The following is a 23,485-nucleotide window of genomic DNA, read 5'->3' on the forward strand; positions in this document are numbered from 1 at the left end:
GGTACGCGCCTATTCTTCCAACACGCCAAGACGGGCAAGATCATGGTGCGCTTCGATAAAACGGATCGTACCACTGCGCGAATTCATAACCAGCGAATGAGTTTGCGCACTATTGCCAGAACGTTGAACACCACGCAACAATGCCCCGTCCGTCACCCCGGTTGCCGCAAACATCACCTGTCCCTGAACCAGATCATTCAGCGCATATTTACGTTCCAGATCTTCGACACCACTTTCAAAAGCAATACGGCGTTCATCCTGATTTCTGAACACCAGTCGCCCTTGAAACTGACCACCGATACATTTTAACGCAACAGCCCCCAGCACGCCTTCCAACGCACCGCCAATACCGATATAAACATCAATCCCGCTGTAGGGTTGGCTGGTGGCTATGACCGCAGAGACATCCCCGTCCGGGATCAGCTTAATGCGCGCACCGGTTTCACGAATACTTTCAATAATCCCGACATGGCGTGGGCGTTCCAGGACGCAAACCACAAGGTCGGACACATCGCAACCTTTTGCATCCGCGATTGCCCGTAAATTTTCTTCCGGTGTGGAATCCAGATCAATAATATTACGGGGCAAGCCACCGCCAACAGCAATTTTATTCATATAGACCGGCGGTGCTTGAAAAAGCTTGCCGCGTTCCGTCATGGCAACAATAGAAAGGGCATTTGGCCCGCCTTTTGCCGCAGACGTTATACATTCCAGCGGCTCAAGGGCAAAATCAATTTTCGGGCCTTCACCAAGGCCCACTTTTTCCCCGGTATAGAGAATGGGATTATGGTCTTTATCCCCTTCCCCAATCACGACACGGCCATCCAGTGACATGGCATTCAAGGCATCGCGCAAGGCCTCGGCGGCTGTGCGATCAGCAAGTTCTTCATCACCGCGCCCCATCAAAGAGGAAGACGCTATCGCAGCCGCTTCCGTTGCGCGCACTGCTTCAAGCGCCAAATTTCGGTTGATACCTGCCAATTGTGACATCAGCCAATCACTCCATTTTATATTTTGCCCGCCTAGAAATCTTCAATACGGATCATACGGGGCGTTTCAACGACACTGTCCAAGGCGGCAATCCCGTTCAATGCATTCAGCATGGACTGTTCACTGGTTTCATGCAAGGTCAAAACCAACGGCACAGGCTCCCCCGGTGCGCGATTACGCTGAACGATTGTTTCCATCGACACATTGTTCGCTTTCAACACGCCCGCGACATCGGCAAACACACCCGGTTCATCAACCACCATCAAACGCACATAGTAAGACCCATTGTGTCCTGTCAACGGTGCTGATTTTAGTTTTTCCAGTTTATCTGCTGCTACAGAAAAAGTCGGAACCTTTACGCCGCGCGCAACATCGACCAAATCACCGACAACGGCTGACGCAGTTGGGCCTTCACCGGCACCACGACCTTGCAGGACAACCTGATCGACAAAGTTTCCTTCAACGACAACAGCATTGAAAACACCTTCCACTTGCGAAATTGGCGCCTTTTTAGACACCATACAAGGATGAACACGCTGTTCTACCGACCCATTTTGACGCGAGGCAATCCCCAACAATTTAATGCGGTAACCCAATTCTTCGGCAAATTCGATATCAACGGGCGATACGTGGCGGATACCTTCGGTTTGCACACCGTCAAAATCCACCTCGCAACCAAAGGCAACGCTGGTCAAAATCGCAAGTTTATGTGCCGCATCAATGCCATCCACGTCAAATGTCGGATCGGCTTCGGCATAGCCAAGGTCTTGGGCTTCAGACAAGATTACATCAAAATCGCGCCCGGTTTCGCGCATATTGGTCAGCATGTAGTTACAGGTCCCATTCAGGATACCGTAAACGCGTTCAACGCCATTGCCAGCCAACCCTTCACGCAAGGCTTTGATAATAGGAATCCCGCCTGCCACAGCCGCCTCATACATAATCGAGACACCTTTGGCCTCTGCTGTTTTGGCCAGTTCGGTTCCGTGATGGGCAATCAAGGCTTTGTTGGCTGTTACGACATGCTTGCCGTTTTCAAGTGCTTTTTCACACAATGCTTTTGCAATGCCGTCTGATCCACCGATCAATTCGACAACAACATCGACCTCGTCATCAAGGGCCATATCAACCGGATTGTCATACCATGTAAACGGGGCCAGAGACACGCCGCGATCGCGATGACGATCACGAGCACTCACCGCGCAGACTTCGATCGCGCGACCAGAACGGGCCGTGATGATATCTTTATTATCACTCAATACTTTAATAACGCCCGCGCCGACAGTTCCCAATCCGGCGATGGCAATTTTCAATGGTTTATTCATGGTTCACTTAATCTGAAGACAAAAGAAAACAAAAATCGAAAAAATTTACAGAGCTTCGCCCGTATTATGCGTTCGCATAAAGGTTTTGATATTACGTACGGCTTGGCGAATACGATGAACGTTTTCGACCAGTCCAATTCTGACATAACCTTCGCCATGCTCACCAAATCCAACACCCGGTGCAACCGCCACTTGCGCTTCTTTCAATAACAGTTTTGAAAATTCCAGAGAGCCCAAATGTGCGAATTTTTCAGGGATCGGCGCCCATGCAAACATTGTTGCAGGCGGGCTGGGAACATCCCATCCCGCCGCAGCCAAACCTTCGATCAAGACATCGCGACGTTTTCTATAAATATCCCGGATTTCATCCACACAATCCTGCGGACCATTCAAGGCAGCGGCAGCGGCGACCTGAACAGGCGTAAAAGCACCGTAATCAAGATAGGATTTAATCCGTGTCAACGCGCTGATCAGTTCTTTATTACCTGTTGCAAAACCGATACGCCAACCTGCCATCGAATAGGTTTTCGACATTGATGTAAATTCAACAGCCACATCCCAAGCGTTTTTAACTTGCAGAATGCTCGGCGGCGGATTGTCATCAAAATAGATTTCTGAATATGCCAAGTCCGACAATATCCAGATATTCTGAGAACGGCAAAAATCAACAATCTCTTCATAGAAAGCCAAGTCACAAACACAGGCTGTCGGATTGCTTGGAAAGTTCAAAACAACTGCAGACGGCTTAGGTAAGCTATGCTGAACAGCACGCTTTAACGCCTCAATCATCTCTTCACCCGGATAAGCCGGAATATTACGAATAGATGCACCCGCAATCATAAAACCAAAATGGTGAATGGGATAAGACGGGTTTGGCACCAAAATCACGTCACCCGGTGTGGTAATCGCAGACGCCAAGTTCGCCAGACCTTCTTTCGATCCGAGCGTCACAACGGTTTCTGTTTCCGGGTCCACGCTCACACCAAATCGACGTTCATAATATTCTGCATGAGCTTTGCGTAAGCCTTTAATACCACGAGAAACCGAATAGCCGTGTGTCTTAGGATTACGAACCGTTTCAACCAATTTCTCAACAATATGCGGCGGTGTTGGTGTATCCGGGTTCCCCATACCGAAATCAATGATGTCTTCCCCCGCCGCTCGCGCCGCCGCCTTCATTGCATTCACTTCAGCAAAGACGTAGGGGGGCAAACGTTTGATACGGTGAAAATCTTGTACCATGACCTCAGGAGACCTTCTTCATAGGGTTAAAATAAAATAGGCTTTCCGCCAAAATAGCAGACATGTGTTAGACCACATGAACGCCAAAACGGAAAGCCTAAAATTGGGCTTGCAGACGATTTTCTTATAAAAAATCAGTAATCCACAAAAATTTCCGTCCGGCGGTTCCCCGCCTCACCGGATGGCATGACTTCTTGATAGAGCGGCTGACGATCGGAAACACCCCCCACAAAGAGATGTTCCCCCGGTAAACCCAAGTTCAAAAGCTGACGAGCAACACGGTCTGCGCGTCCCATAGACATCTTGGCATTAACTAACTCATGTTTCTGAACAGGCATATTCTGTGTCCGGGAACTGGCATGACCAACAACGCGAATAACACCGCCTTGCTGCTGATGAATACTCACAACTTCCTTGAGAATGCGGATATCTTCCTGTGTCAAATTTGCAGAACCATTGCCAAATTGAATGGTTGCGACCTGAAAAGAACCATTAAACATTGACGGATTAAAGCTGGACAACGATTGCGCCCGACCTTCAACCACGACTGGCGGCTCAATCATCATAGCAGACGACAGTGTATCATACGCATCGCTTTGTACAGTCTGAGTCAAAGAGGCATAACGCTGTTGTTGGGCAGGTTGCATATAACTTGGGACCTGCCGATCAACACCTGTGCTGGATACGACAACCGTTTCATAAGGATGCATGCCATATGCAAGCGTATCACTGCGTCCCATCGTCGTTACATTTTGATCCGGACGTGTCTGCGCAATATTTGCCGCATAAATCTCGCTTACGCTTCGCGTATCCGTTTGACCAACCGGTTGAGCCGTTGTTGTCGGCGGTGTCAGTTTTAATTTAGGTGTTGCCGGTGAGCTTTCCGGCACACCATTTGCGATCACGACAGGTTTTTGTGACTCTAAGGATTGTGAACTGACGGGCGTACTGGGTGCCGCTTTGGGCGCGGGTGCCTGAACGACTTCAGCCGTTTTTTCTTCACCAAGCGGGTTCACCACCTCACCTTGACGCATAATGGGTTCGCCATATTTGCCTTGTGGGGCTTGTGCGGCCACAAAACCGGAACCGACTGCTTTTTGCTCGCCACCGCTCTGCACAGTTCCCTCAGCCGTCATATCGGCTTCATCGTCGGAGAAATATTCGACGGATGAGCGATACCATTCCACCGGATTCACCGCATCGGGAACCGAAGAACAACCGACCAACAGCAAAGGTGCTGTCAATACTGCGGCTTGCGTCAAAAGCTTTTTCTTAAGCATTTTGGTGAACATTATTCATTCCTCGTTGATTCGCCCCAAGATGGAGGTGCTATTTTGCCCATTTCGCCGTTACACTAGCACGACTGTTACTCGCAATCTAAACCATTAGCATCATAAGGTTAATAGCAAATTATTTTTTTTTCGACTTTTCTGCTTTAAGATACTCAGCTGCAACCTCAACATAGTGATCCGTCCCCAGTTTCAGGCCTGCAATTTGCTCTGCGCTCAAGTCTCGCATTTTCTTTGCCGGATTGCCGCCCCATAGCTCACCCGACTTGACCCGCTTGCCCGGTGTCACCAATGCGCCAGCGGCGACCATCGCCCCGCCTTCGATAACTGCACCATCCAAAACAACCGCACCCATACCGACAAACGCACCATCTTCCAGTGTGCAACCATGTATTACGGCGTTATGACCAACCAATACATCATCCCCAATGTATGTACCAAAACGATCCGCCGTTACATGAACAATTGTACCATCCTGAATGTTTGAACGTGCCCCAATGCGGATTTTTTCAACATCACCACGCAGAACACAGCCATACCAAATGCTTGATTGTGCACCGATTTCGACATCACCAATAAGGACCGCGTTTTCCGCAATAAAGGCATCCTGTGCGATTTTTGGTGTCATACCCTTATAAGAACGAAGGAGAGGTTTCATATTTTATTCCCTTATTTTGAACTCAGTTTTGCAGCCAATAACGCAACAATGCCGTCACGGCCTCCGGCTGTTCCATTGTCGATAAATGTCCACAATTTTCAATTTCCACCAACGCAGCCTGCGGCAATGCCCGTGCCATATCCCGTGCAATTTTAGGAGGGGTCATTGTATCTTGCCGCCCGACAAGAACCAATGTCGGACATGAAACCGTCCCCAGCATATCAGCATAGTCCATTCGGTTCAGCAAGGCGGTTTGCTGACGTAAGAATCCATTGACCCCGACACGATGGGCCATCGCATCAATTGTTTTGACCAATTCTGCATCTTCATATCGCGATGGATGAATCAAGCGCCCTAAAATGCTATTCATCACCTCGCCCAATCCATGATCTTTTGCCAGTTCCATAGCCGAACGTCTGTAGTCTGCATGTTCGGGCAAATCCGCATAAGGTGATGCATCCAACAAGGCAAGCCGGGTGACACGCTCAGGCGCACGTTTATAAATTTCCAATGCGACATATCCACCCATTGACAATCCGGCTACACTGAACTTGCCTTCAGGGATAAGGGCCAACGCGTTTTCTGCAAAAGACTCAATGCTGTCACCTTGTGTAAAGTCGGCAACTTTCAAATTACACTCAGGGCCGAGATATTCCAACTGATGACGCCATAAACTACGATCACACAGAAGCCCCGGCAGCAAGAGAACCGTTTCCTTCATATTGTTATCTTTCCATTTTTTATTTAATGAGCGGTAAAACTTGCTTAAACTGGTCTGTACCGGCGCGTCCCAACCATTCAAACAAGACCATTTCAGTGCTTACGATTTGTGCACCGCATTGGCGCATACGTGCCAATGCCAACTCTTTATTATCCATCGTGCGCGAGGCCACCGCATCCGCCACAACAAAGACCTGATAGCCTTCATCCAATAAATCCAGCACTGTTTGCAACACGCAAACATGCGTCTCCATACCACCAACAATCAATTGATGACGCCCGGATTGCGCAAGTCTCTGTTGGATAGCCCCCTCCCCCATGCAAGAAAATGTCATCTTTTCAAAGACGCATGTTTCATCAATTAAGTTGGAGAGTGCTTTAACGCTATGCCCAATGCCTTGCGGATATTGTTCGCTGACTAACGAGGGAACTTCAAGCAGGTTTGCCGCCTGTAACAGCTTCGCATTATTGGCAATTGCCGTCTCGCCATTGCTCATAGCGGGCGCTAGTTTCTCCTGAACGTCGATTACAAAAAGCAGACTGTTGGTTGCTGAAATCCGATGCGCCATAGCTGTTTACCCCATTTTATTAATCCATTTTGCAGACAATCTAACCTACTTTGAAAGCACAGGGAAGGAGCATGATCATTGACTTCTGAGCATAATCACCTAATATCCGGCAACAAACGATATTGAGGAAAGATGTATTTATGAATTTTGCGGACCTTGGGCTAAGCGACGAACTACTATCGGCCGTGTCAGACGCGGGATACGAGACACCGACACCTATTCAGGCGCAAGCTATACCGCAAGTTCTTATGGGACGCGACATTTTGGGATGCGCCCAAACCGGTACGGGGAAAACGGCCTCTTTCACCTTGCCCATGATTGACATTCTTGCCAGTGGACGTGCGCGCGCACGGATGCCGCGTTCCCTCATCCTTGCCCCAACGCGCGAACTCGCAGCCCAGGTTGCACAAAATTTTGAGACCTACGGCAAAAACAGCAAACTTTCTATGGCGCTTTTGATTGGTGGCACATCAATGGGCGATCAGATGAAAATCATCGACCGTGGTGTGGATGTGCTGATTGCAACACCGGGCCGCCTTCTTGACCTGTTTGAACGCGGCAGTTTGATTTTGCGTGATGTTAAAATTTTGGTGATCGACGAAGCTGACCGTATGATGGACATGGGTTTTATCCCCGATGTCGAAAAAATTGTCTCTTTGTTACCCCAAATCCGTCAGACCCTTTTCTTCTCTGCCACAATGGCAACAGAAATCAAAAAACTGGCTGACAAATTTCTGATGAACCCAAAAGAAATCAGTGTCTCAAAACCGGCGACAACAGCCGAAACTGTTCGCCAAGGGCTTATGATGGTTGATTGCAAACCACATGATGGCAAAACAAAACGCACAGCCCTGCGCGCCCTGATCGACAGCGAAGATATCAAAAACGCAATTGTCTTTTGTAATCGCAAGCGTGATGTCGGTATCGTCTACCGATCTTTAAACAAGCATGGCTACAATGCCGGACAAATGCACGGCGATATGGTTCAATCTGCGCGAATGGAAACTTTAGACAAATTTAAAAACGGCGAGATCACGATTTTGGTCTGTAGCGATGTTGCCGCACGCGGACTGGACGTTCCGGCACTCAGCCATGTCTTCAATTACGATTTGCCAAGCCATGCTGACGACTATGTCCACCGTATTGGACGCACAGGTCGCGCCGGTAAAGACGGCACCGCATTAAGCCTTTCAACACCGTCAGAAAAGAAACAACTCGCCGCCATCGTCAAACTGATTGGCAATAAAATCCCGCCAGTCAAGCTCGATACTTTCCAACCCGTTGAAGAAAATAAAGCCCCGGCCCCGAAACGAGAAAAAGAGCGCGAAAACACAAGAACACGGGAACGCCCACAGCGGGGAGCACGAAAAACAACGGATGCCGTCATGGTTCAAGAAGAACCTGCTGATGGTGTCATCATTGGAATGGGGGCACACACACCCGCCTTTTTGTTAAGACCCGTGGTTTTGGATTGTAGCGCGTCTGCCCAATCCGAAGAAAAGTCTTCTCCTCGTAAAAAAGCACCTGCTAAAAAAACAACACGCCGCGCAAGCACAGCAAAAGCCAAGCCACGTGCCAAAAAGAAAACTGAAACAGAAACGGAAGAAAAAACGGCCCAAGAATAAACCTTGAGCCGTTGCCTTTTTCATCAGAATGACTTCCTAGATGAAATATTCTTTCGGTGGCTCAAAACCATTGAAACCTTGCGATGCGTACATGGTTGTGTAAGCACCTGTAGACAAGATATTAATCTTATCCCCGGTCTTAAGCGCCAACGGCAGTTGGAAATAAGTGCGTTCATACAACGTATCGCAACTATCGCAAGTCGGGCCTGCGACAATTACCGGACCCATTTCCTGATCATCATATTCAGTAACCATCTGATAGACGATAGATTCATCAATCGTTTCGGCCAGACCACCAAATTTACCAACATCCAAATAGACCCAGCGGATTTCTTCCGCAAAATCTTTAATGGAAACACAAACGACTTCACTTTGCAGCACACCGGCTTCGGCAACGATATAACGACCCGGTTCCATATAAATTTCCGGCCATTTTTCACCAAACGAAGCCGTCATATGTTCCTTGATATAATCAACAAATTCTTCCAATGACGGAATATCTTCCTGATAACGTGCAGGGAAGCCGCCACCAATGTTGATCATTTGTAACTGGATCCCACCTTCACCCAATGCATCAAACAAAGTCGCAACATCACTGATCGCTTTGGCCCAGTGCGCCGGGTCCAGTTGCTGAGAACCGACATGGAAAGACACGCCAAAAGGAACCAGTCCTTTCGCCTTTGCCTGCATCAAAAGTTCATGGGCCATCGCTGAAGAACAACCAAATTTGCGTGACAGCGGCCAGCTTGCCCCTGCCCCATGACGGTTGACCAGAATACGGCAGTAAACACGAGAGCCCGGTGCCGCTTCGGCAATTTTGTCCAGTTCATCTTCACTGTCGAAGGCAAACAGATCAACACCCAGATCATAGGCCGCTTTAATGTCCTTCTTCTTCTTTAACGTATTGCCAAATGAAATGCGTTTCGGGTCAACACCAGTCTCCAGACATTGCATAATTTCACCCAAACTCGCGGCATCAAAACGAGATCCCAATTGATTGAGGCGTTCCAAAATCGGCTTAGCCGGATTGGCCTTCATAGCATAATAGATATGGCCTTCACTAAAAGCGGAATTCAGTCGTTTATAACGATCTTCAACCACATCCAGATCGACAACCAAAAATGGACTATCCTTTTCGGCGTCTTTCAGAAAAGCTTCAATTTTCGGCGTCATTTTGAGCCCTCCATAAAAAAAAGTTTGCGCCTTATAAGGCTATTTTTGAGAAATAAAAGCGTTTTTTATATTTCGCTTATTTTTTTTTGGATGTGTTGCAAACCTGCGTCTATTGCAGCTTCATCAAACCCGGCGAACCCCAGAACAAGACCTTGTTTTTTAACACTTAATTTATAAAAAGAACTAAGTGGCCTTGTTACAACACCACATTGGCGTAAGTCTTCTGAAAGTACGATATCGTCAATTTCTTTCTTAAACAACAGGCAAATGTGTAAACCGCCGTCTGCGGGGAGGATAAAGCAGTCCTTTGACAGTCGTAATTCGATTTCCCTCATTAAATAGTTTCGACGTTCTTTATATAGTTTCTTCATCCGTCGAAGATGGCTGTCAAAATACCCTTCCTTAAAAAAGTCGGCCAAAACTGCCTGATGCAGGATTGATGCATGACCGTCGATATAAGACTTGGCCGCTACAAAGGCATCGATTAGTTTTTTCGGCACCACGACATAGCCCAAACGCAAGGCGGGAAAAACGATTCGACTGAATGTGCCGACATATATCACCCTTTCATCGCGGTCCAGACCTTGCAAAGAGGATAAAGGCGGGCCATCAAAACGAAACTCGCAATCAAAATCATCCTCAACAATCCATGAACGCTTTCGCCTTGCAAGATCCAACAAATCAAAACGACGCGCAAGCGACATGGTCGTTCCTAACGGATAGTTCCGCGATGGTGTAACCATAATACTTTTTAAATCTGTTAAGTTTTCCAAGGGGTCCGTACATATCCCTTCGTCATCCAATGCAACGGGAATAATCTGCGCACCGCCCCCTAAAACAACCCCATTCATGCCGGGAAATGCCGGATCTTCAACCGCAATTTGATCACCCTCTTCCCATAAAACCCGGCTTATCAAGTCCAAGCCCTGCTGTGCCCCGGACACAATAACAATTTGATCCGCCTCACACGACATCCCACGGGTCTTTCGCAGATATTTTGCCAATTCTTGACGCAAAGGTGCATAACCGGTGGGGTCATCCTGCATCGCCAATCGGGGGCCACTCAGACGCCATCGCCGTGACAACAGACGCGCCCAAATATCAAAGGGGAATTGATCCAACGCAGGACGTCCCGGTGAAAAAGCCCGTTCACCACCTAAACGATGATGTTTTTTGCGCACCCCCATCCAATGCTGCACGCGCCCTGCAATATCCGGCGTTCGGTCATCAACATCGTCTGAACTTGAAATTTGGGGAAGGTGAGCATGCCCGATATCTTCACTCACATAAACACCATCCCCTTGACGGCTTTGGATGAAACCATCACTTTGCAAAATGTCAAAGGCTTGCATGACCGTATTTCTTGAAATGGAAAGTTCGCTCACGATCTTTCGGCTGGGCGGAAGTTTTTCACCCCCGGATAGCTTTCCCGACAAAATAAGGTCACGCAATACGACATAAAGCGCCCGATATTTAGGAGATTCCATGTTTTGTTGCCACGCATTTTTTAGATAAGAGAGCTGCAACTCACTCATAATTGGACCTTATAATTTATAATAATTGGCACTTCTAAGCATACCAATTATGTCTCATCTTCCTTTTTACAGAAAGGAGAAAATGATGTCTGAATTCCCAATTACAAAACGCACGACCTTAAAACGGGGCCATAAACGTGCCAATCATCAAAGTGAAGTCATTCACGCCATTTTGGATGAGGCTTATCTTTGTCATGTCGGTGCAAAAATGGGGGATCGCCCGATGGTGCAACCCACCATTCATTGGCGCGATGGCAATAAGCTTTATATCCACGGTTCAAGTAAAAACGGGTTATTCCAAACCCTGATTGAAGGGGAAGAAGCTTGCATCAACGTCACATTGTTGGATGGTTTAGTCATGGCGCGTTCTTCCTTTCATCACAGTGCCAACTATCGCAGCGTCATAATTTTTTCCAAAGCACAGCATATCATTGAACCTGAGGAAAAATTACGTCTTCTCAATCTTATGATAATGAAAATCACACCGGAACGTTATGACGACATTCGTGAACCAAATGACAATGAATTAAAAGCCACGGCTGTTTTGGAATTTGATATCACAGAATCATCTGCCAAAATCAGAACGGGTCCACCCGTCGATGATGAAGAAGATTACGCCCTGCCCGTCTGGGCTGGTGTGATCCCATTAAGCCTGCAAAAAGGTGCACCAATCAATGATCCACGTTGGGAAAACGATCTCAATTGATCTTTCCCCTTTTTCAGCCGCCTGTTTTTTGTTATTCTAACGATTAAGGCGGCTGAAAAGGATTGAAAAATGGGTGGCTGGAATTGTCCCAACGAAGTAAAAGGCCAATGCAAACATGTGCCCGGTTATAAATGTGACCCCGGCATGAAAGGCTGCGTTCTCTTTGGTAAGTTTCGTTTTGCGAATACGGACAAAAACAGCCCAAGTAAAGAGCGTGAACGTCAAGAAGCATTGGATGCGCATATCGCCAAAAATTTCAACAATCGCTAATCATCAATCCCAAACGATCCGGTTACGGCCTGTGTTTTTCGCTTTATAGAGGCGTGCATCAGCTAAATTCAGCGCCTCTTCATAAGTTTGGCCAGCCTTCCATTCTGCCAACCCGCCACTGACCCTCATGGTTAATTCCTGATCATTTGAGGTCTTTAACACATTGCTTTCAACGCGGGTGCGGATACGCTCCGCCAAAACCTTCGCCCCTTCAAAATCTGTTTCCGGCAGCAAAACCACGAACTCTTCGCCACCAATCCGGCCCAGCGCATCACTTGTCCGTAACGTTTCACCAATCAATGAAACCAGTTCCTTTAACGCATCGTCCCCAACCTCATGGCCAAACGTATCGTTAATCTTTTTAAAATGGTCAATATCAAGCATAAGGATGGAAATTGGCTTTTTATTACGCTTTGAACGTTGCTGTTCATCTAGCGCACGCGCGCTTAACGCACGACGATTAAGGGTGCCCGTCAAATAATCCGTCCGGGCGGCTTCCTCCAGGGCTTTCTCCATTTTTTTACGTTCTGCAATATCATTAAACGCAACGAAGAAGACATTTTCGTCCAGCAGACGCAACGGTGTTGCAGAGATCAAAGCTGTAAAAATTTCACCTGATGATTTTTTCAAGTCCAGCTCTTCATTACTGATGAGCTTGGATTGCTTTAGTTTTTTCAGTAAGCCTTTGCGTTTTTCAGGAACCGCATAAACGTCTTTAGCACGTGTTTTTTTGACATTCTCCTGAGGTATTTCAAGGGCATTACAAGCATGATCGTTCATTTCAATCAACATACCTGTATCAATCGACGACAACAGGTAGGGAACCGGAAGGGCAGCCAACACCTTTTCCAAACGGTCTTTTTCATCTTCAACTTGTCGATAAAACTGTCGAGCCGTCAGTTGATTTTTTACCCGTGCCAAAACTTCCGGCATTTGCAAGGGACGGGGAATATAATCGGATGCACCAACTTCAAAGCCTTTAATCTTGCTTTCTAGGGTATCCGTGGCGGTAATAAAAATCACCGGTACATCTGCAGTGTCCGGTGTTTCTTTCAATTGTTGGCATACTTCAAACCCATCCAGTCCGGGCATCTGCACATCAAGCAGGATCAAATCAGGTGTTTTTTCTTGAATACGGAGAAAAGCTTCCTGCCCGCTGCTGGCTCCATGTACAACATAACCATTTGCGCTTAAAACCTGCGTAAGAACCTTTAAATTGATAAGGTTATCATCCACAACAAGAATTTCGCAGCCTTCAAATGTTCGGGCAATATCCCACACCATAAAACTCAACCTCACTCAACTCACGTCACGACATAGTCGTAAAACATAACTCTAAAATATAGAAAAAGAGTGATAATAAAAGCTTAAAGTGAGAAAAAGGTGCGTACATATCCGTCAAAACGATTCCTGATTTCACAGATTGTTTTTCACTGAAATACCCGGGAAATACATATCCACATCAATTTTGTCGGCACCATCCATAATAGCCGTTAAACCGTCTAATGCCTTATTGATATTTTCAGCATCCTGTTGGCTAATCACCTCACGGGCAGAACCCAGAAAATTTAAGACCCATGTCCCTTCTGTTTGTGGACCAACCAGCATCATATTAACTTCTTCTGTGCCGTTTCGCCCTTCACAAAGGGCCACAAAATCCCGATTTTCAATAACTTTTACAGGCGTTCCTATACACATGGCAAACAACCGTTTTGTGCATGTTGCGACCAAAATCCGGCAACGGGTTGCTCACGTTTTTTCAGGTTTACCCCACGTGTCTCAATTTCCTCTACGAGCATATCCAGCATCTTGAGAACACGGCCTTCTGTTTCAGGACTTAAACCAAGACTATTTTCCAGTTTATAGGGCACCATACCAATAATCGTAACCGTTTGCGGGGACTGACCCTGCAACTGCAAAATCCCCAACAAATCAGACAATCCTAATTGATGGTTGGAAATTTTCGTCTGAAAAAAGGCGGGTACCTGCTTGTCTGCCAAGCGGATTAATGTTCCCTCTGGATCCCCGGTATTAACGGAGTCCGTCACAATAAGATGTTTAACATCCCGCATGGGTTCCAGCAGTTCAGTCCCGGTTGTCCCCCCATCCATAACAATCACGTTATCTGGAATTTCATACATTCCTTCCAAGGCTTCAACAGCGCGAACCCCCACGCCCTCATCCTGCATCAAGACGTTTCCGAGGCCGATGACCAGAATTTCCGTTGTCATGATATTTTCCTTTATTTTATTTCACAAAAACCAAGAAGATTGAACCCCGCTTGGGAGGGTATCCGGGGTTCAACCTTCTTAAGCAGTCACAGCCACCCTAAAGTGCTTTGACTTTCACGATCGGTTTTTGTTCCGTATCAACCATATGGATTGCACAGGCAATACAGGGATCAAATGAATGCACGGTGCGTAGAACTTCCAAGGGCTGTTCAGGATCCGCAACCGGGTTATCCAGCAAAGAAGCCTCATAAGGCCCCATCTCGCCATTTTCAGAACGCGGCCCAGCGTTCCATGTCGACGGCACAACAGCTTGGTAGTTTTTGATCTTGGCATCTTCAATCACCACCCAGTGCGATAATGCCCCACGCGGCGCTTCATGGTGCCCCACACCGCGAATTTCACCTTTCGGGAAGACAGGTGCATTGAAACTGTCGGTATCGCCAGAAGCAATATTATCGACAAGTTTCTGCCATTGTTGTTTCAACGTATCCATCATCACACCCGCACGAATAGCACGTGCGGCATGGCGTCCGATTGTCGATTCAAAAGCCGCCAACGGAATATCGGACGCACCGGAAACCGTCTTAATAATTCCGACCGCATCATTGACATATTTTGTACAGTTTTCATGCCCCTGCGCCAACATAACCAGCACGTTTGCCAAGGGGCCGACTTGTGCCCGCTTGCCGTTAAAGGTCGGTGCCTTGATCCATGAATACTGTCCGTCATCTTGGAAATCCGTATATTGCGGTTCGGTTTCCCCTTCCCACGGATGAAGGGTCGCATCACCTTCATACCATGCATGTTTGGATGATTCTGCAACCCCCTTATGGAAGAACGGATCGTGGAAATCCTTAATCGGTGTGAACTTGTTGAAATCACCGGCTTCGATATACCCGCCGGGCAAGTCAAACTTGGTTCCCTTGGTATCTTGCGGGCAATCCGGCACAGATAGATAGTTATTCACGCCTTTACCATATCCGGCCCAATCCAGATAAAAGGCACCGATTGCCGGAACGTCCGTCATATAAGTGGATTTAACAAAATGTTCCAGCTTATCAATCCAGCCTTTGATCATCATAATCCGTTCCATATTCAAAACGGACTGACTGTTCATGTTGACGGAGTTAGAAATCCCGCCAACGGCCAAGTTCTGAATGTGGGGGGACTTACCGCCCAAAATTGCCACGATCTTGTTGCAATAGTTCTGCACTTCCAACGCTTGCAAATAGTGCGCAACCGCGAGCAGGTTTACTTCCGGTGACAGTTTCATCGCCGGGTGTCCCCAATAACCGGAGGCAAACGGGCCCAACTGACCGCTGGAAACAAATGTTTTCAAACGATCCTGCACCGCTTTCATTTCATGTGGACCATTTAAAGACCAGTCCGACAGACTTTCCGCCAGCTTGGATGTGGCAACCGGGTCCGCATCCAATGCAGACACGACATCTACCCAATCTACCGCAGACAGGTGATAAAAATGAACGATATGATCCTGAATGGCATGTGCAGTCTGGATAATATTACGCACCAATTGGGCGTTTACCGGAACTTCCAGTCCCAGTGCATTTTCCACAGCGCGCACGGATGTAATCGCATGTACAGTTGTACAAACCCCGCAAAAACGTTGTGTAAACAACCAGGCTTCACGAGGGTCACGCCCCACCAGAATTGTTTCAATACCGCGCCACATCTGACCGGAAGACCAGGATTTGCTGACACGGCCTTCATCATTAACTTCAACATCGATACGAAGGTGGCCTTCAATACGCGTGACCGGATCGACTGTAATACGTGTTGTCACGATTTTTCTCCTAATTCGATAACTTTAGAGCAAATCCCGAGCAGATTGCACCAATCTGCGACGACGCATTTGCATTAAATCAATAAGTTAGAGCCTTTCAGGTGAGCTATAGCGAACCTGCAAGGTCTAACTCTCACGCGTGCGCCTCTTTGTGCAGCACGGGCAGCATTTTAACCATCACCATGTATGCCATGATCTCAAACGCAACGATGCCAACGGTCACCATCACTTCCCCGACTGACGGGAAATAGCTGTAGCCAGGTCCCGGGTCATAGGTGAACAAGAAAGCATTGAAACGATAAAGCGAGCCAGCAAACAGCATGGACACCGCAGCCCACAATAAAACACGCGAATTTTGGCGCATTTTCTGGGATAACAAGGCAACAACCGGGAAAATAAACAACAAGGTTTCCAACAGGAAAAGCAGGCTATTTTTGTCGCCGGCAAAGATATATCCGACTTTGCCATTCAGGATAATTTCCCCAAATCGCACCACCAGATAAACCAATAACAAACCGACGATGATTTTGCCGATTTTAGATAACAAAGATGTTTCATCTGGCAAATCAAAGGCAACTTGCGAAGCCGATGCTTCGAAAATCACAATGGAAAAGCCCATTGTCAGTGCCGTCAACAATGCCAAAAGAGGTTGAAAATGTACCGTCTGCCAAAGGGGGGCAACCTTATATCCCATCGCAATCAAAAACGACCCAAGGGAAGACTGGTGCATCGTTGGCAATAAGATGCCAAGGGCGATAAAAATGAACAACATCTTGTTCAATATTTTCAGCACCCCATGCGCCCCGATCCGTTCCAGAAAAGCCGGAGCAAATTCAATAACCAGAACAAGGATATAGGTCGTCACACACAAGCCAACTTCCAACATCACAGCATTGAAATTCATATGCCACGGTAAGAGCAGATTATAGAACTGCCAGTAACGTCCCATGTCGATAAAGGCCCCGACACCGCCAAGGGCATACCCCAGCAAACTGGCCAGCAATGCAGCACGCATCAATGGGTGATATTGACCTTTATTAAAAACATAGATCGTGATGGCCAGTGCATAACCGCCACAAGCCAATGCCGTACCGATGACAACATCATAAACGACCCAAATTCCCCAGGGAAAGCCACCGTTAATATTGGCAACGGCCCCCATACCATCCGTAAAACGAACGCCTAAGAAATACATGCCGATCACGAACAGAACCAGACACAACATAAAGGCCGGTGTAAAAATAGAACCGCCCAGCGGTTTAGCGTGACTCATGGCCTATTCCTCCCCGTCATGGTTGTCTTTATTGCGCTTAACCACATAGGTTAAGCCCGCCATAGCTGCCGCAGGCAAAGCCATGTATTTGTATAAAGTATGCTGAACGCCCTCAGAAACAGACGCATAAGAACGGTCTTCCAAAGGGGGCATCCCCAGCTTGTCAAACGCAATGGCAGAAATATGCAGAACATTGGTTCCGCCTGCTTCTTTTTCACCCCAGATGTGATTTTGATAATCGGCTTCCAGTTCTTTTTCGTGATAACTTTCCGGCTTGGAAATATCACCACGGGGGAAGTTATAATTATCGCCGGACTTGAGTTCCATACGTCGCTTGGCTTCTTCCATCAACATACTGCGCGGACCAAACAGGGTGGCCCCCGTAGGGCACACTTCCGCACAGGCTGTCATACCGCCCTTATTAATGCGTTCCAGTCCTTCCTGATTGCACATCTGGCATTTGTGAATACGTCCGAATGCATTGTCATATTCAAATTGCGGAACGTTATAAGGACAACCGACCATGCAAGTTCGACAGCCGATACAAGCATCGGGATGATGCGTCACAATTCCCGTCAATGGGTCACGACGCATTGCCGTCACCGGACATACAGAAACACATCCGGGATCAACACAATGCATACAGCTGCGTTTTTCAAAAGCGAAACCGTTTTCTTCGCTATCCTTCACCGCTGCCGTACCATCACTGTAAACCTTAATGACGTTGAGCGTATCACCGGATAAGTCCAATGCGGAATCGTAAATATGACCATCCCCGCGATCCACGGGTGTCATATCGTTGACTTCTTTACAAGCCGTTACACAGGCCTTACACCCAACACAAAGTGTCGAGTCATACAGCATGCCAACTGCTTCAGGGGCAGGTTCCAAATTCGGGCGAGCATCCGCGACCGTACTGATACATGCTGCACCAGCCACCCCTGCACCTGCCGTTTTTAAAAAGGTTCTTCTATCCATAGCAGCCCCCTCAGGTTTCGCTGTCGGAATCAGATTTTCCAAGCCGGGTTGACACCACCGCTGCCGCACCAACGGCCGCACCAACGGCTGCACCGGCAACAGCTGCCGCACCCGCGCTCATACCCGGGGTATCTTCACGCTGTGCAATTGACGGGAATGCATTTGGTGGGGTATGGGTTTGTACTTCTGCAAGACTGAACAAAGGCTTGGTAAAACCAACTCCCTGTTCTGTGCACCCGAAACAGGGATGCCCAACGCCGACCGGCCATGTACCGCCCCCCACATCATTAAATTCCACCGCCGGACAGTTAGAATAGGTTTCAGGTCCCTTACAACCTAATTTATACAGGCAATACCCTTTTTTATGCCCTTCATCGCCAAATTCCTTTGCAAAACGCCCTGCATCAAAGTGCGGGCGGCGTTCGCAGTTTTCATGGATCAGGCGCCCGTAAGCAAACTTCGGTCTGTTTTGACTATCCAGTTCCGGCAAGGTACCGAACGTCAAGAAATGCATCACTGTCGCCAAGAAGTTATACGGGTTCGGCGGGCATCCCGGAATATTGACAACGGTTTTACCGGGTAAAACAGCTTGCGCACCAACGGCCCCTGTCGGGTTTGGTCCGGATGATTGCACCCCACCCCACGATGCACAAGACCCAAATGCAATGATTGCCGCTGCATTTTCCGCCGCTTCGACCGTATGTGCCAGCATCGTCTTACCGGCAATTTTACAGTAAACACCGCCATCTCTCGTCGGGATAGACCCTTCAACGACCAGCAGATATTTACCGGCATTTTCCTTCATGGACAGTTCTTTTAAATGCTCAACCTGATGGCCGGCACCGGCATCCAGCGTCTGGTGATATTCCAGCGATACCATTTCCAAAATCAATCGTTCCAGCGTTGGATGCTCGGAACGTAACATCGTTTCCGTCGGCCCTGTACATTCCTGACCATGCAACCAGATCACAACCGGACGCTTTTTAGGTTTCGCCACAGCTTCAGCCATTGCAATGGCTTCAGATGTTGACAACCCCAGCGTTGCTGCAATCCCTGTGCAATATTTCAGGAAATCCCGGCGGCTGATCCCAAGTCGTTTCTCAAGCGCGTCAAAATCACCCTGCATAATTTGGATATCCTCCCATCTTGGAGCAACAGCCCCTATAACCAATAATCGTCCCAATACCTCAGAGCAAAAACCGTACCAAATAAGCAAACTATTGTTATTAATGAATTATTTCCATCACCCTATTCTTTTTGTACAAAAAAAGTGGCAGCCGTAACGTATATCGCAGTTAAAAAATGAAAAGTAAGTAACCACTTACACAGGGAAATAACCTCACCCCCCTTATCTTTTGCATATTTAAAAACTAATATGAGAGTTACTATTATAAAAACACCTATCCATTAGAATGGTAAGACCAGAATGCAATGCAGCATTTTCAATACTTAAGTATCAGTTTTAATGTGCATCGCAAACCAAACAACCACTTCTATATTTTTTTGAAAAAAAACCTTCCAATTTTCTAAAAATACTGTTTCCCTATAGGCTCATTTTTACGTTATTTGAGGACTGGGACAGTGACACATCCCCTGCATACCCTCAGCCCATCACAAGCGGCTGAGACATTAGAGGCCTGCTTCAATAAAATCTGGAAAGAAAATATGGTCGGTATTCAAATCCTGAATAACGACCTTGTCGTCGAAGCTGTTGAGTTTCAAAAATGGGATGAACGTGTCATTGGCATGATGGTCACCCCCTGGTTTATCAATCTTATTATGCTCCCTAAAGAAGGGGAAAACTGGGAATGTATAAAATTGGGAGAGAGAGAAAAATACAACTTCCCTCAAAAAGAATGCCCCGTCATGGTCAATGAAATTGAAGGGTTTGGCTTTTGTAAAACTTATTCGCTTTATTCCCCGGTCAACGATTTCCCCAATCCCGAATCCGCACGGATTGCCGCTGCTATTTTCTTGCGCGACCTGCTAGATGAGAAAAAACGTATCGACCCCACCTATTCTGAAGAACAAATTCAACGCTACTTGAACAAAGAAGAAATGGTGCATCGCGAAGAATTAAAAAAACAATTCTCAGAGCCTGCCAATATGAAGACAGAAGTAAATCGGCGAGATCTCCTTCGTGGAAAATTACGCGAAGACCCAACCTCGGCATAAGGTTGACACAATGACGCAAAAAACAACCATCCTCATCGTTGACGATGAAGTCCGCAGCTTAGAAAGCCTTGAACGCATCCTTGAAGATGATTTTAATACCTTGACAGCGGAAAACACCATTGAAGCGGAAAAAATCCTTCAGACAGAATGGGTGCAAATCATCTTATGCGACCAACGCCTTCCCGGCCTGACGGGAGTTGAATTCCTCAAACTCGTACGTCATAAATGGCCAAATATCGTACGTATGATTATTTCCGGCTACACGGACTCTCAGGACATCATCAGCGCACTAAATGACGCAGGCATTTATCAATACATCACAAAACCGTGGCAACCGGAAAGCTTGATACATTTGCTTAAGAATGCAGCCCAACTCTTTGATCTACAGCGTCTAAACGAATCCCTTTCCATTGAATTAAAAATGGCACCGGACGCCTTTAAAGACAGTATTGAGCGCAAAAGAGAAAAATTAAAGAAAAACTATCAAAGCGACGATGGCATTACCCGATCCGAACGATCCATTATGAATGATATTTGCGCCAAAATTCGCCGCGTGGCCCCTTATGATATTTCGGTTCTCATCACAGGTGAGTCCGGTACAGGGAAAGAACTGGCAGCCCGCGCCCTTCATTATAACTCACATCGTGCCAACAAAGCTTTCGTCGTTGAAAATTGTGCTGCCCTTCCCGATCAACTTCTGGAAAGTGAGCTCTTCGGTTACAAAAGCGGTGCCTTTACCGGTGCGGTTGAAGATCGCATCGGTCTTTTTGAACGGGCCAATGGCGGTACAATTTTTCTGGATGAAATTGGCGAAGTTTCACCCGCTTTTCAGGTCAAACTCCTTCGTGTCCTCCAAGAAGGTGAAATTCGCCCCTTGGGTGCCAGCAAGACTAGGCAAGTCGATGTTCGCGTTATAGCTGCAACAAACCGTGATTTAGCAGCAGATGTTAAATCCGGGCGCTTTCGCGAAGACTTATATTACCGCCTAACCCCTATTGGTATTCATTTACCTCCGCTACGAGAACGTGTCGAAGATATTCCGGTTTTGGTTCAAAAACTTCTCAATCAAGCGATGCTCAACCTTGGAAAAAAAGTCGATGGTATCAGCGAGGAAGCCCTCACCTGCATGCAAGCCTACCATTGGCCCGGCAATGTGCGCGAATTGCAAAATGAAATTCAGCATCTTCTGGTTATGAGTGACAGCAATATTTTAGGAGCAAACAATCTTTCGGCCCGTATATTACGTGCCGCCCCCCGGGACGAAGAATTGGAAATTCAAAGCTTATCCAAGCTGAATGGGAATCTGAAAGACCGTGTTGAATCCATTGAAGCCCGCATTCTAAAAGAATGCCTCATCCGACATCAATGGAACAAAAGTCGCGCCGCCAAAGAACTTGGATTATCCCGCGTCGGCTTGCGCTCTAAACTTGAACGATACGGCCTTTCCAAAAACGATCAAATTCAGACAAATTAACAGCCCTGCCCCCTTCAGGGGTTAGGCAAATATTACCTATTTTTTATTTTAGCTTTTAACGCTAAAATAACCTTATCCTGTCAGAAATGAGGGGATGTATTGTCTCTTTTATGATTGATCAAACAATGAAATGCACCACGGTTTTTAAATTGATACCAAAAGCAAAAATAGCATTTCCCTTGGCTGCACTTTTTTTACTATCCGCTTGCTCTGAACTGCTTGTAACGGATGCGCTCTCAACCATTACCACTGACAAAACACTTGGCGACCACGTTATTTCCTATGTCAGCAAAAAAGATTGTTCAACCATTCGCAGTGAACAGGGCATGACCTATTGCAAAGAAGATGACCCCAGCCTCAAAAAAGACCCGAAACGCTATTGCTACCATGAGCTAGGCAAAGTAACCTGCTACGAACAAGCAGACTTAAATAGTGTTCGACGTGATATCGAGGACAAAAAAGAGCCTGTTCCCTCAATAAAATAAAAAACTGGCTTTTAAAAACAAATGCTTCTGCCTCGTTTCTCCGTTTTGTGGGTCGGCATACGCCCCAAAACATTATCCATGTCGCTAACGCCGATACTTGTCGCCTTCAGCCTTGCCCTCCACAATCAGCAGCCTCCGAATTATCTTGTCTTGCTTGCAATCTGCATCGGTGCAATTTCCATCCAGATTGCGACCAATTTGTTTAATGATGCACAGGATTTTTTAAACGGAACAGATACAGGCACCCGCATTGGCCCCCAACGCATTACACAGGCCGGTCTTGCAACACCGTCTCAAACCCGATATAGCGCCTTCCTCTTTATCGCGATTGCTGCATTTTGCGGTTTATATCTGATTAGCATTGGCGGCTGGATTATCATGCTATGTGGCGGATTAGCCTTGCTCTGTGCATATATCTATTCCAACGGTCCCTTCCCTATTTCGCGCGGTCCCTTTGGGGAAGTGTTTGTTATGCTCTTTTTTGGCATAGCCGCCTTTAATGTCAGTTATTTTCTTTTGGCAAACCACTGGCCTGCAAATGGCTTGATATATGGGATCGCAATCGGCTGTCCGGCTTGTGCAATTTTATTGTTAAATAATTATCGTGATCTGGAAAACGACACCCTTGCAGGCAGAAAGACTCTTGCCATTTACCTAGGGAGCAAAGCTTCAAAAGTCGTTTTCGCATTGCTTATGCTTGCCCCTTATGTCCTACTCCTTACCCTGCCTGTTCCCTTATGGTTTTTCGCAGGCATTCCGCTGGCAATTCTCGCAACTTTCAAAATCTTTACCATCACGCACAAGGTAGAACTGAACGCCAATCTTGGCATTTCTGCAGCCAGCCAGATTTTACTGTGTATCGGTCTTGCCATCAGCCTGATGTAAAATTGAAAAAGGCATTCCGACCTGAATCGAAATGCCTTTATTCTTTATTCCCTGAATAAACAAGGAATACAGGTTGAG

Annotated in this window: 23 protein-coding genes; 7 read left to right on the top strand and 16 right to left on the bottom strand. The window is 47.1% G+C overall.

Annotation, left to right across the window (positions count from 1 at the left end; genetic code table 11):
* Nucleotides 1–9: 9 nt before the first annotated feature.
* From glpX to IEW74_RS11220, 7 genes are all read right to left on the bottom strand, one after another.
* On the bottom strand, nt 10–990 hold the full coding sequence (gene glpX / locus IEW74_RS11190; protein WP_188664944.1) for a class II fructose-bisphosphatase: 981 nt from the start codon (nt 988–990) through the stop codon (nt 10–12).
* Nucleotides 991–1,022: 32 nt separating this feature from the next.
* The gene (locus tag IEW74_RS11195; RefSeq protein WP_188664947.1) at nt 1,023–2,315 is read right to left on the bottom strand and encodes a homoserine dehydrogenase; all 1,293 of its coding nucleotides are present in this window, start codon (nt 2,313–2,315) and stop codon (nt 1,023–1,025) included.
* A 45-nt stretch (nt 2,316–2,360) separates the two neighbouring features.
* Complete coding sequence (locus tag IEW74_RS11200; protein WP_188664950.1) at nt 2,361–3,557, bottom strand: LL-diaminopimelate aminotransferase; 1,197 nt, start codon at nt 3,555–3,557, stop codon at nt 2,361–2,363.
* A 134-nt stretch (nt 3,558–3,691) separates the two neighbouring features.
* Nucleotides 3,692–4,849 (bottom strand): OmpA family protein, encoded by a 1,158-nt coding sequence (locus IEW74_RS11205; protein WP_188664953.1) that lies wholly within the window; start codon nt 4,847–4,849, stop codon nt 3,692–3,694.
* A 118-nt stretch (nt 4,850–4,967) separates the two neighbouring features.
* Nucleotides 4,968–5,504 carry a gamma carbonic anhydrase family protein gene (locus tag IEW74_RS11210; protein WP_188664956.1) on the bottom strand — a complete coding sequence of 179 codons (537 nt, stop codon included), beginning with the start codon at nt 5,502–5,504 and terminating at the stop codon, nt 4,968–4,970.
* A gap of 22 nt (nt 5,505–5,526) precedes the next feature.
* Nucleotides 5,527–6,225 carry an alpha/beta fold hydrolase gene (locus IEW74_RS11215; protein ID WP_188664958.1) on the bottom strand — a complete coding sequence of 233 codons (699 nt, stop codon included), beginning with the start codon at nt 6,223–6,225 and terminating at the stop codon, nt 5,527–5,529.
* Nucleotides 6,226–6,244: 19 nt separating this feature from the next.
* On the bottom strand, nt 6,245–6,793 hold the full coding sequence (locus IEW74_RS11220; protein WP_188664962.1) for a hydrolase: 549 nt from the start codon (nt 6,791–6,793) through the stop codon (nt 6,245–6,247).
* Between the two features lie 140 nt (nt 6,794–6,933).
* Here IEW74_RS11220 and IEW74_RS11225 point away from each other — a divergent pair, with 140 nt between their 5' ends.
* Entirely contained in the window at nt 6,934–8,418 is a 1,485-nt protein-coding gene (locus IEW74_RS11225; protein ID WP_188664965.1) for a DEAD/DEAH box helicase, read from the top strand.
* 36 nt (nt 8,419–8,454) lie between these two features.
* Here the strand turns inward: IEW74_RS11225 and IEW74_RS11230 are convergent, their stop codons facing one another.
* Nucleotides 8,455–9,591 (bottom strand): type III PLP-dependent enzyme, encoded by a 1,137-nt coding sequence (locus IEW74_RS11230; protein WP_188664968.1) that lies wholly within the window; start codon nt 9,589–9,591, stop codon nt 8,455–8,457.
* 65 nt (nt 9,592–9,656) lie between these two features.
* Nucleotides 9,657–11,078, bottom strand: a complete 1,422-nt coding sequence (pdxR, locus tag IEW74_RS11235; protein ID WP_188664971.1) for a MocR-like pyridoxine biosynthesis transcription factor PdxR — start codon at nt 11,076–11,078, stop codon at nt 9,657–9,659.
* Between the two features lie 133 nt (nt 11,079–11,211).
* Here pdxR and IEW74_RS11240 point away from each other — a divergent pair, with 133 nt between their 5' ends.
* Both IEW74_RS11240 and IEW74_RS11245 read left to right on the top strand, forming a co-directional pair.
* Entirely contained in the window at nt 11,212–11,832 is a 621-nt protein-coding gene (locus tag IEW74_RS11240; protein ID WP_229734326.1) for a pyridoxamine 5'-phosphate oxidase family protein, read from the top strand.
* A gap of 69 nt (nt 11,833–11,901) precedes the next feature.
* Nucleotides 11,902–12,102: a hypothetical protein gene (locus IEW74_RS11245; protein ID WP_188664977.1), complete on the top strand. Its 201-nt coding sequence runs from the start codon at nt 11,902–11,904 to the stop codon at nt 12,100–12,102.
* A gap of 3 nt (nt 12,103–12,105) precedes the next feature.
* On the opposite strand, the gene IEW74_RS11250 is transcribed toward IEW74_RS11245, so the two are convergent.
* The 7 genes from IEW74_RS11250 to IEW74_RS11280 all read right to left on the bottom strand — a co-directional run bounded on the left by IEW74_RS11250 (nt 12,106) and on the right by IEW74_RS11280 (nt 19,514).
* Nucleotides 12,106–13,386: a diguanylate cyclase gene (locus tag IEW74_RS11250; RefSeq protein ID WP_188664987.1), complete on the bottom strand. Its 1,281-nt coding sequence runs from the start codon at nt 13,384–13,386 to the stop codon at nt 12,106–12,108.
* A 132-nt stretch (nt 13,387–13,518) separates the two neighbouring features.
* A complete protein-coding gene (locus IEW74_RS11255) occupies nt 13,519–13,800 on the bottom strand; it encodes a HypC/HybG/HupF family hydrogenase formation chaperone (RefSeq protein ID WP_188664990.1) in 282 nt (93 codons plus the stop codon).
* The gene (locus IEW74_RS11260) at nt 13,791–14,333 is read right to left on the bottom strand and encodes a HyaD/HybD family hydrogenase maturation endopeptidase (RefSeq protein ID WP_188664993.1); all 543 of its coding nucleotides are present in this window, start codon (nt 14,331–14,333) and stop codon (nt 13,791–13,793) included. Before IEW74_RS11260 ends, IEW74_RS11255 begins: the two co-directional genes overlap by 10 nt.
* A gap of 97 nt (nt 14,334–14,430) precedes the next feature.
* A complete protein-coding gene (locus IEW74_RS11265; RefSeq protein ID WP_188664996.1) occupies nt 14,431–16,137 on the bottom strand; it encodes a nickel-dependent hydrogenase large subunit in 1,707 nt (568 codons plus the stop codon).
* Nucleotides 16,138–16,270: 133 nt separating this feature from the next.
* Nucleotides 16,271–17,410 (bottom strand): Ni/Fe-hydrogenase cytochrome b subunit, encoded by a 1,140-nt coding sequence (gene hybB, locus IEW74_RS11270; protein ID WP_188664999.1) that lies wholly within the window; start codon nt 17,408–17,410, stop codon nt 16,271–16,273.
* A gap of 3 nt (nt 17,411–17,413) precedes the next feature.
* A complete protein-coding gene (gene hybA / locus IEW74_RS11275; RefSeq protein ID WP_188665002.1) occupies nt 17,414–18,388 on the bottom strand; it encodes a hydrogenase 2 operon protein HybA in 975 nt (324 codons plus the stop codon).
* A gap of 10 nt (nt 18,389–18,398) precedes the next feature.
* Complete coding sequence (locus IEW74_RS11280; protein WP_188665005.1) at nt 18,399–19,514, bottom strand: hydrogenase small subunit; 1,116 nt, start codon at nt 19,512–19,514, stop codon at nt 18,399–18,401.
* Between the two features lie 455 nt (nt 19,515–19,969).
* On the opposite strand from IEW74_RS11280, the gene hybE reads away from it, so the two are divergent.
* The 4 genes from hybE (at nt 19,970) to menA (ending at nt 23,407) form a co-directional block, all read left to right on the top strand.
* The gene (hybE, locus tag IEW74_RS11285; protein ID WP_188665009.1) at nt 19,970–20,563 is read left to right on the top strand and encodes a [NiFe]-hydrogenase assembly chaperone HybE; all 594 of its coding nucleotides are present in this window, start codon (nt 19,970–19,972) and stop codon (nt 20,561–20,563) included.
* A gap of 10 nt (nt 20,564–20,573) precedes the next feature.
* Nucleotides 20,574–22,037 (top strand): sigma-54-dependent transcriptional regulator, encoded by a 1,464-nt coding sequence (locus IEW74_RS11290; RefSeq protein WP_188665012.1) that lies wholly within the window; start codon nt 20,574–20,576, stop codon nt 22,035–22,037.
* Between the two features lie 110 nt (nt 22,038–22,147).
* Nucleotides 22,148–22,522 (top strand): hypothetical protein, encoded by a 375-nt coding sequence (locus IEW74_RS11295; RefSeq protein WP_188665015.1) that lies wholly within the window; start codon nt 22,148–22,150, stop codon nt 22,520–22,522.
* A gap of 21 nt (nt 22,523–22,543) precedes the next feature.
* Nucleotides 22,544–23,407 (top strand): 1,4-dihydroxy-2-naphthoate octaprenyltransferase, encoded by an 864-nt coding sequence (menA, locus tag IEW74_RS11300; protein WP_188665018.1) that lies wholly within the window; start codon nt 22,544–22,546, stop codon nt 23,405–23,407.
* The last annotated feature ends 78 nt before the right edge of the window (nt 23,408–23,485 follow it).

Source organism: Terasakiella brassicae (assembly GCF_014641495.1).
Classification (GTDB): domain Bacteria; phylum Pseudomonadota; class Alphaproteobacteria; order Rhodospirillales; family Terasakiellaceae; genus Terasakiella; species Terasakiella brassicae.